Here is a 202-nt window from a genome sequence, read left to right as displayed (position 1 = left end):
AATGGTGGAGGGGGGCAGATTCGAACTGCCGAACCCGAAGGAGCGGATTTACAGTCCGCCGCGTTTAGCCACTTCGCTACCCCTCCGACATTTTAAATATATATGGTGGAGGATGACGGGATCGAACCGCCGACCCCCTGCTTGTAAGGCAGGTGCTCTCCCAGCTGAGCTAATCCTCCAAAAGTGGTGACCCGTACGGGAT

General features: G+C 55.9%; 2 tRNA genes. Both read right to left on the bottom strand.

Annotated elements, in window-relative coordinates:
• Positions 1–2: 2 nt before the first annotated feature.
• A tRNA-Tyr gene (locus MR169_RS28130) sits at positions 3–86 on the bottom strand.
• Positions 87–103: 17 nt separating this feature from the next.
• A tRNA-Val gene (locus MR169_RS28125) sits at positions 104–179 on the bottom strand.
• Between the last annotated feature and the right edge of the window lie 23 nt (positions 180–202).

The sequence above is a fragment of the Bacillus cereus group sp. BfR-BA-01349 genome, from assembly GCF_022663795.1.
In the GTDB taxonomy this organism is placed as follows: domain Bacteria; phylum Bacillota; class Bacilli; order Bacillales; family Bacillaceae_G; genus Bacillus_A; species Bacillus_A cereus.
This window is presented reverse-complemented; position numbering and strand designations above follow the sequence as displayed.